The following is a 9,074-nucleotide window of genomic DNA, read 5'->3' on the forward strand; positions in this document are numbered from 1 at the left end:
TTACGCTTTTTGTGTCCCTAAGTCTGCAAGCACGTCTAAAATTTCTTTATAGAACTCTTCACGTGAACCACCACGGTGAATTTCTTTATATAGCTCACCATCTTGAATGAATAAAATACGCTGACAGTAACTTGCACTGTACGGATCGTGCGTAACCATCATGATAGATACACCTTGTTCTTTATTTAAGTTCGTCATCGCATCCAGTAAACTCGTTGCATTTTTAGAATCTAGAGATCCAGTCGGCTCGTCCCCTAAAATAATTGCAGGTTCATGCACTAATGCACGCGCTGCTGCTGAACGTTGTTTCTGTCCACCAGATACTTCAGATGGATACTTTTGAAGAATTTCTGTAATCCCTAACATATCCGCTACTTTTTCTACTTTCGGTCCAATATTACGTGACGCGACACCTTGAAGAGATAATGGAAGTGCGATGTTTTCATAAATAGATAAGTTCTCTAATAGGTTAAAGTCTTGGAAAATGAATCCTAATTTTTGTGAACGGAAATCAGAAAGTTCACCTTGCTTCATTTTCGTAATATCCGTACCCGCGATTTCAACAACGCCGCCCGTTGCTTTATCAAGTGTTGAAATTACGTTTAATAATGTCGTTTTACCAGAACCAGAAGGTCCCATAATTCCAACGAACTCACCTTCTTGAATTGAGAATGAAACACTTTTTAATGCATGTGATTGATTCTCACCTTTTTTACCGTACAATTTTTGAATGTTTTTTACATCTACAACTGGTTTTATCATATATATCTCCTCCTACGTTTGTTTTTTCATTTCTTTAAAATAATCTGCTATTCTAATTTGCTACTAACAAAATAGTCATGTTGCATCTACCTTTTTCATGAGATTGTCACGATGTATCCACTTGAAAGCTGTAAAGAAAATTTTCTTTTTAATTTCTCCTCTCCCCTCATCGCTTTGAATACATTCATGATAAACTATGAAAATTAGGAAACACCCTGTAAAACCCTTAAGAATTCTTAAGTTTTATAAAAAAAGCTTATGGAACCTATAATTCCATAAGCCAATCTATTTGATTGGATGTTCAACAATAAAGGACATCCAGCCATCTTTATATTTTGCATGTATATTACCATGATGAAGTTCAACAATTCTTTTTGAGATAGCAAGTCCCAGTCCATTTCCTTGATCATCTTTTCTTGCCTTATCCCCCCTGAAAAACCTTTCAAACAATTTATTTGGATCGCTAACAGGCAGCTTCTCGACTTTATTTGATACTTTCAAAATTGCTTTGTTACCCATTAATTCAAGACATATCGATAATTCGGATGGTTTCATGCTGTACTTTATCGCATTCATAAACAGATTTTCATAAACACGTACCATTTTTTCTACGTCTATGAAAATAGGTATTGTTTCTTCCGTTATTGATTTTTGAACGATTAAACCCTCCTTTTCAAATATAGGAATGTATTCTCCAACTATTTGTTCTAACAAACCTGATAAATCAACTTCATTAAGGTTTAACTTAACATCTATGCCCGATAAACGAGTATATTCAAACAGCTCATCAATTAAATATTTCAGTCTCTGTGACTTTGAATACGTGGTTTCAAGGTATTCCTGTAATTGTGTGTTACTGTTGTATTGCCCTCTTTTTAATAAATCTATATAGCCAATAATAGATGTTAACGGGGTGCGTAAGTCATGAGATACATTGGTTATAAGTTCATTCTTTGTACGTTCCAATCGCCTTTCTTGTTCAAATGTATGCTCCAATTCCTTAGACATATAATTTATATTTTGAGCAAGTTGGGTCAATTCGTCCTTCCCCTTAATCCCAATTGTCAAACCCAGTTTTCCATTTGCAATATCATTCACATTTTCCGAAATGAGCTTCAAAAATGCTATTTTCTTTCGAACCAATATCAAAAAAATTACTATAAAGTTAAAAATTGCGAACGAGAATAAGAATAACAATGATAAATTGAGTTCAAACATACCAAAATCTTCGTGTTTTTTAAATAATGGATCTATGACGAATAACACCATAAGGATTGTTAAACCAAACGCAACAAAAAAACTAACTGCAACAGCAACCAAAAGTTTTATAATTATTTTATTTCTAAAACTAATTTTCTTCATATTTTATACCCAATTCCCCACACAGTTTTAATATAAATGGGATGTTTAGAATCTTCTTCAATTTTGTCTCTTATTTTTGTAATATGCACCATGACTGTATTATCTGATTTATAAAAAACCTCTTTCCAAACTGCTTCATATATTTTTGCTACACTCAGGACAGTCCCTTTGTTGCGGGCAAGTAGTTCGAGAATAGCAAACTCTTTTGGAGTTAACCTTGTTTCTTTTCCTCTTACCCATACTTGACGTGTATCTGTATTTACGGTTAAGTCACCAATTTCTAGAATGCTTTTATTATGTTCTATTGATGAATTGTATTTTTTAAACCTTCTTAATTGAGATTTTACCCTAGCGATTAATTCCAATGGATTAAACGGCTTTGATAAATAATCGTCTGCGCCAGAGGCTAGACCTTGAATTTTGTCTATATCCTCAGATTTTGCAGACAACATAATGATAGGCATATTGCGATCTTCCCTAATTTTCATACATGCTTCAATGCCATCCATATTCGGCATCATAATATCTAAAATAATCAAATCAAATTCCTTTTCTTCTAACAGTTGTAAAGCTTCCATAGCATCTTCAGCTTTTTGAGTTTTCAGACCTTCATTTTCCAAATAAACAGAGATAAGATTTCTAATCTCTTTATCATCATCGACAATAAGAATTTTTGACTCCATATGATTCCTCCATATTTTTCTCGCATTAAACAGCTAAAGACATAAGCAGGTGAAACATTTGTATCTTCTTTTTTTCTTAAGCTTGCAAACGGAAGACAAGAAATAACATAATGTATATACGTAATATCGTTTTCCCTAATGCATTGTTCAGTATTTACTACTAATCCATATACAATTAATAAGTTCCCTTCTTCTTTAAATTTTGTTTTTAGTAAAAAAATAAAATTCCTTATTATTTTCCATTAATAAAATAATTGTCTTGAGATTTATTCTTTTAATTAATTTTTCTGCGAATACACCTGTACTCAGTCCATATTTGAGAATGTAATTTACTTTCTTCAAATCAATTCCTTCAATTATTTTGTCTCCAAGCAACCTTGAACTTGGAATAGCTGCACCAATTGATTTTTAGTGCATTATATATAGAAATGAGAAAGCGAATTGTTTTCATACCTAATCATCCCACAGGTTGGAACTCATAATTATACTCTAGAATCCAAACCTTAAGAAAAAGGGGCAAAAGTTCTTAAGAATTCTTAAGCTTTCTACAACATTTTGTCAAAAGAATATATGACGACCCTTGAAGTGTTAGCGGTATCCCCAATAACACTTACTATTCGTCAATCCGGAGTACAAAAAGAACTTGTAGGGGTACCATATCAAAAAAAGAAAATTATACGTTCGGACACAAATTAGACACAAAATATCCGATTCCTTGTACGATAAGGGATCGGATATTTATTTTACTGTTTTATATAGTGTACAATTTCTCGCTTACGAGGTCTGTGTAGCAACCGAATCAAATCTTACGTTAAGTATTAGTGGCCATCAAAAATAGTAATGACTACTTCAGATTAACATCCATCCGATGCACAATTAAATATACTAATATGTTAAATGGCTAAATAATACAAACGGTATGAAGAGAATTTCTACTCTTTTCCTACCGTTTTACGTTTGTTTTTAAGTTTCATACGAAATTCGTGGAAAGATAGCAGCATCTATTTTATAAATAAGGCTCAAAGGTTACCATACCTGACAACGGAAATATTAATGTAACTCTAGTTCCTTTATTCACTTCAGATTCGATGCCAATTTTCAATCCTAATTTTGAGCACAGTTTTTCGCATAGATACAAGCCCATTCCTGTACTTTTGCTAAATCTTCTTCCATTCTCTCCAGTAAACCCTTTCTCAAAAACTCTATTTATATCTTTAGGTACTATCCCTACTCCATTATCCTCTATAGTTAGTATTACTGAGTTAGTTTTCTTAATTGTGTATATACGTATCATTTGTTCTTTGTTATTTGAGTACTTTATAGAATTTCCTATTATTTGATTAATAATAAATTCAACCCATTTTCCATCACTATATACAATCTCATCAATATCCTGTATATCTAATTTTATTCTCTTATGAATAAAATCTCTATAGTTTCTTTTAATTACATTCCTTACTACATTATCAAGGTTGATTGGCTTGATAATGTAGTCTTTATTAACGTTATTGCTTCGAGAATAATACAGAACCTGTTCTACAAACCCCTCAATCCGATCCATTTGAGAGTCAATTTTATTCGTTACTTCATTTTGATTATTTTCAATTATAAGCTTTGTAGACGCTATTGGTGTCTTAATTTCATGCACCCATGTCTCTATATATTCTCTGTAATCCAATTGCATATCACTATAATACTTTACATTTTCATGCATATCTCTACTTACTTCTTTCAGTATAGCGTTAAGCTTTTCACCATGTATAAAGTTTGCTTCCTTTACGACCTCTGGAAGTAAGTATTTTTTCTCCAAGTTTTCTAATATGCCGTTAATCTCATTATAATAATTTTTACATCTTATAAATTCTATAGCCATATATGAAATCAATGGAAAAAACCAAATACAAAAGACAAAGGATATGATAATGAACGGAATATGCGCAGTCAGCAATATACCTGCTAGTATGATATATACCAGTACATTTGATAGTATTACTACTATTTTATCTTTAATAAATTCACCTATATTCATGGCATTATATACCCTAAGCTTCGTCTGGTTGCAATTGGATTTTCTATACCTATCTCTTCAAGCTTTTTTCTTAATCTATTTATATTAACAGTTAAGGTGCTATCATCCACAAAATAATCAGACTTCCATAAAGTTTCAATGAGTGAATCTCTTTTTACAATATTTCCGCGATTATTTATTAAACATGAGAGTATTTTAACTTCATTTTTAGTTAACTCTACAGACTTGTCTTGATAAGTAACTGTTGCATTTGAAAGATTTAAAGTAAAATCTCTATAAATTAAGATATGATTCGTCTTAAAATCTCCAGAAGTTCTTCTTAAAATGTTTGTTACTCTTGCTAATAGTATTTCTGTATTATAAGGCTTTGTTATAAAATCATCTGCTCCTAGATTCATACTTATTAGTTCATCTACATCACTATCTCTGCTTGTAACCATGATGATTGGAACATCTGAAGTTTTACGTATTTCTCTGCATATATAATAGCCATCGAACACAGGAAGATTTATGTCTAGTAATATAAGGGCTGCATTCTCACTTTCTATATATTCGATAATATGATTAAAATCTGTGGGAGCCTTTACTTCATATCCATACTTTATAAAAAAATGTTGTAATTCTTCTCTAATGATTTCGTCATCTTCAATCAGAATGATTTTTTTCATGACTTTTCCCTCCCTATACAGAATATAAGGCTATTACATCTTGAGGAACAAGGTGTAATAGCCCTAATGAGCATCATAAAATCAAGTATTACTTTTTACAATATTTTTATACCCGACATATGTCGTGTAGAAGTATCCTACATAAACTACAAGAAATACTAAGCCAGTCATCAATGCTGGTAAAGTAATATCTGTTGGCTGAATTGCGTTAATAAAATTATTGATTATATAAATTCCAACTATAGAATGAATTAGGGCAAGAATAACTGGTAGACTAAAGTATACGAAAGTTTGAATAAAAATCGTTTTGTCAATCATGGTTCCGTTTGAACCAATTCTCTTCAAAGATTTATATCGATCTATGCTATCACTGGCTTCTGATAATTGTTGAAGAGCTAATACAGCCATACTCGTTATTAGAAATACAATTCCTATATATACCCCAATAAACATTATAATCGTTTTCAATCCCTTACTTTCTGCACGAACTTCATCCTTTGATTTGCCTGATATATATACAATATTTAATTTCGGGCCATTTTCGTCATAAAAGCCCCTTGCAACGTTATCATATTTTTTATTATATTCTTCTCTATTTCCATCTAAATAATTTACATTAAGTACGGATGTACCAATTTTGTAGCCTGATAAAAACTCATCATTTATAACGATTGCGAAGAAATTAAGTGGCACATCAGAAGTGTAAAGATTCTCTTGTATAACTTTAGCGTGTTTTACCAGATATTCTTTTTCTTTAATATTCACCTTATTGCTATTTTTTAATCTTTCATTTATCGAATTAACCAACCGGCTTTCATTTGATAAAAGTAAAATTTCATTGTTATTTATAGTAATTTTCTTTTCACCTTTGAGATTTAAAATTTTATTATAATCAGATACTTTAATGAAATCCACAACGATATTCTTAGCATTTTTAGTTACTTCTGGTACAACGTCCCCCACTTCCATCTTTGCTGAATATACATTATAAGATACATATTTTTCATTATTACTTAGTTTAAAATTTGATGTATTTAATACGTCTTCTATCGTGTAACTCTCATCCCTATTCATCAACGTAATACTGGCATCAAATGGTGTTTCTTCTTTTATTGTTGCGTCCATCATTCTGTTAAAGCTGATTCCTGTAGATAAAGCCACCATTGTAAGAAATAACATTAAACAGATTACAGACATGGATATAAAATTTGTATTAACCTTACTATTTATTTGTTTGATGATAAATATATTTAACCCTTTAAAATAGACTTTTTTATTCTTCTTTACAACATATAATATAAATCCAGATAAACTAAAGAAAAACAGAAATGTACCTAATATGCCAAGAAGGATGGATACCACGAGCATAGGATTTTGATAATTCAATCCAATTTTTAGTACAGTCACATATGCATATCCAAGTGATGCTAAACACATTATAAATGTGATTACATAGATAAGAGGATTTCTAAATTTTACATCTTCGTTTTTTCTACCTGCTGTTAACAAATCAATTATTTTGTATTTAGAAACAACATATACATTACATAACATAACAAGCAAAAACATGATTCCAAAGTAGAATACGCTTTTACCTATAGCACCTGTTGAAATTGCAAATTTATATTTATTGATGGGCAATTCAAATAACTTTAATGCAAATGTAGATAATCCCTGCGATACTCCAATACCTATTATAAGTCCACTCACTAAAGATATAACGCCAACTAGAAATGTCTCTGTTACTAATATTCTGGATATGTTTCTTCTTCCCATACCTAAAGTCATGTATATTCCTAATTCTTTTTTACGTTTTTTAATTAAGAAATTATTTGCATACAATATTAAACTACCTAATATTACGGATACAAATACTGACACATTTGAGATAGCGTTCATTACTGTAGGCACATACTTTTTATCTGAAGCGCTAATTTCCATAAGTGCCTTTTGTGATTCTATGGAGTTAAAGCTATAAAATATACAAACAGCCAGTGTTAGTGTTAAGAAATATATTGCATAATCTTTAAGACTTTTCTTTACATTCCCAATAGCAAGCTTAGAGTACATTATTATCGTCACCTCCAAGAAGGGTTATAACTTCGATAATTTTAGTAAAGAACTCTTTTCTGGAATCATTTCCTCTTACCAACTCGATAAATATTTTGCCATCATTAATAAAAAGAATTCTATGAGCATAGCTTGCTGTAAATGCATCATGAGTAACCATAAGTATTGTAGCTTTTAAATCCTTATTTAGACTTTCAAATCTTTCAAGTAATAATCTAGCTGATTTAGAATCTAACGATCCTGTTGGTTCATCTGCAAGTACTAAAGATGGATCTGTTACGATAGCTCTTGCCGAAGCAACCCTTTGTTTTTGGCCGCCTGATATTTGATAAGGGTATTTGCTTAATACTTGTTCAATGTCTAAATATTTTGCAACCGCTTGTATTTTTCCATCAATTTTTGAACTTGTCTCACCTTTTATAGTTAACGCTAGGGCAATATTTTCATAAGCAGTTAGGGTATCTAATAAATTAAAGTCCTGAAATACAAACCCTAATTCATTTTGTCTAAACTTATCTAATGAATTTGATTTTAAGCGAGTAATGTCACTATTATTTATCATTATTTTCCCCGTAGTAACATTATCAATCGTTGATATACAGTTAAGCAGTGTAGTTTTTCCACTTCCTGAAGGCCCCATTATCCCAACAAATTCTCCCTCATCTACCTTAAAACTAATATTATCTATAGCCTTTGTTACATTATCTTTATTACCATAGTATTTTTCAATTTTTTCTACACTTAATATATTTCGCATTAATACTTCTCCTTTTTCATTATAAAAATTCTTTAACGCCCCTTCATTTTATATAATTTCATTAATAGTATCGGTGGAATTACATTTCATTAACATTACATTTTTGTTATATTGAGCGATACCTCTACATGTAAGCTATCAGAAATCGCGATAGTATAAGTAAGGAATATTCGATGTTTTACCAAAGAGGCAGATAAACGTAGGGGTATCTGTTCTGGTACAAAAAACGAAATCCAATCCACATTTTGTTGATACTAATATAGTTACAGATATGCTAAAATTCATTTGAAACATTGCTTTTGGGAATACAATTGCTATTATAATCGCGATTTATTTTCTACAAACTGGTTGAGTTCCAACCTAAATTGCGGTGTTATTCCGCAGTCCTTAATAAATTGTTAAGGACCTTTTTTATTTGTCCTTTAGCTGCGAAAATATAAAATTTTCATAATGGGGGTACTTCATAATTTTAGATTAATAACAATTTGGCGGGAGTCCTTATTTAACATAAATATGACAATAACATAGTTAGTTTTTATAAAAAGAAATAATTAAGTTATAAGATGATATAATAAAAATGAAATGAACACCCCTACTTATTTTTAAGGCAAGTAAGTAGATTTTATTTCATTAGTTTAAAGCTATGTACAAAAAAATAACCCCTAGGGGTTATTTTTTTGTACATAGCTTTATTTTTCAAATTCTTTAAAAGTATCTTTTAAATCCTTATCTGTTATTTTTAT

7 protein-coding genes are annotated in these 9,074 nt (G+C 30.7%); all 7 read right to left on the reverse strand.

Going from position 1 to position 9,074, the window contains the following annotated elements; all coding sequences use genetic code 11:
- Entirely contained in the window at positions 1-762 is a 762-nt protein-coding gene (locus QO049_RS27855) for an ABC transporter ATP-binding protein (protein WP_284489688.1), read from the reverse strand.
- 285 nt (positions 763-1,047) lie between these two features.
- Positions 1,048-2,124, reverse strand: coding sequence for a sensor histidine kinase (locus tag QO049_RS27860; RefSeq protein WP_214632372.1), 1,077 nt, complete (start codon positions 2,122-2,124; stop codon positions 1,048-1,050).
- Complete coding sequence (locus tag QO049_RS27865; protein WP_214632371.1) at positions 2,121-2,807, reverse strand: response regulator transcription factor; 687 nt, start codon at positions 2,805-2,807, stop codon at positions 2,121-2,123. The genes QO049_RS27860 and QO049_RS27865 overlap by 4 nt, the downstream gene beginning before the upstream one ends.
- 1,006 nt (positions 2,808-3,813) lie before the next feature.
- Complete coding sequence (locus QO049_RS27870; protein WP_214632370.1) at positions 3,814-4,836, reverse strand: sensor histidine kinase; 1,023 nt, start codon at positions 4,834-4,836, stop codon at positions 3,814-3,816.
- Positions 4,833-5,504 carry a response regulator transcription factor gene (locus QO049_RS27875; protein WP_046954409.1) on the reverse strand — a complete coding sequence of 224 codons (672 nt, stop codon included), beginning with the start codon at positions 5,502-5,504 and terminating at the stop codon, positions 4,833-4,835. Before QO049_RS27875 ends, QO049_RS27870 begins: the two co-directional genes overlap by 4 nt.
- 81 nt (positions 5,505-5,585) lie before the next feature.
- The gene (locus QO049_RS27880) at positions 5,586-7,574 is read right to left on the reverse strand and encodes an FtsX-like permease family protein (protein WP_284489689.1); all 1,989 of its coding nucleotides are present in this window, start codon (positions 7,572-7,574) and stop codon (positions 5,586-5,588) included.
- A complete protein-coding gene (locus tag QO049_RS27885; protein WP_214632368.1) occupies positions 7,564-8,331 on the reverse strand; it encodes an ABC transporter ATP-binding protein in 768 nt (255 codons plus the stop codon). Before QO049_RS27885 ends, QO049_RS27880 begins: the two co-directional genes overlap by 11 nt.
- Positions 8,332-9,074 lie beyond the last annotated feature (743 nt).

It is taken from the genome of Bacillus sp. RB3 (genome assembly GCF_030164735.1).
Lineage (GTDB): Bacteria > Bacillota > Bacilli > Bacillales > Bacillaceae_G > Bacillus_A > Bacillus_A cereus.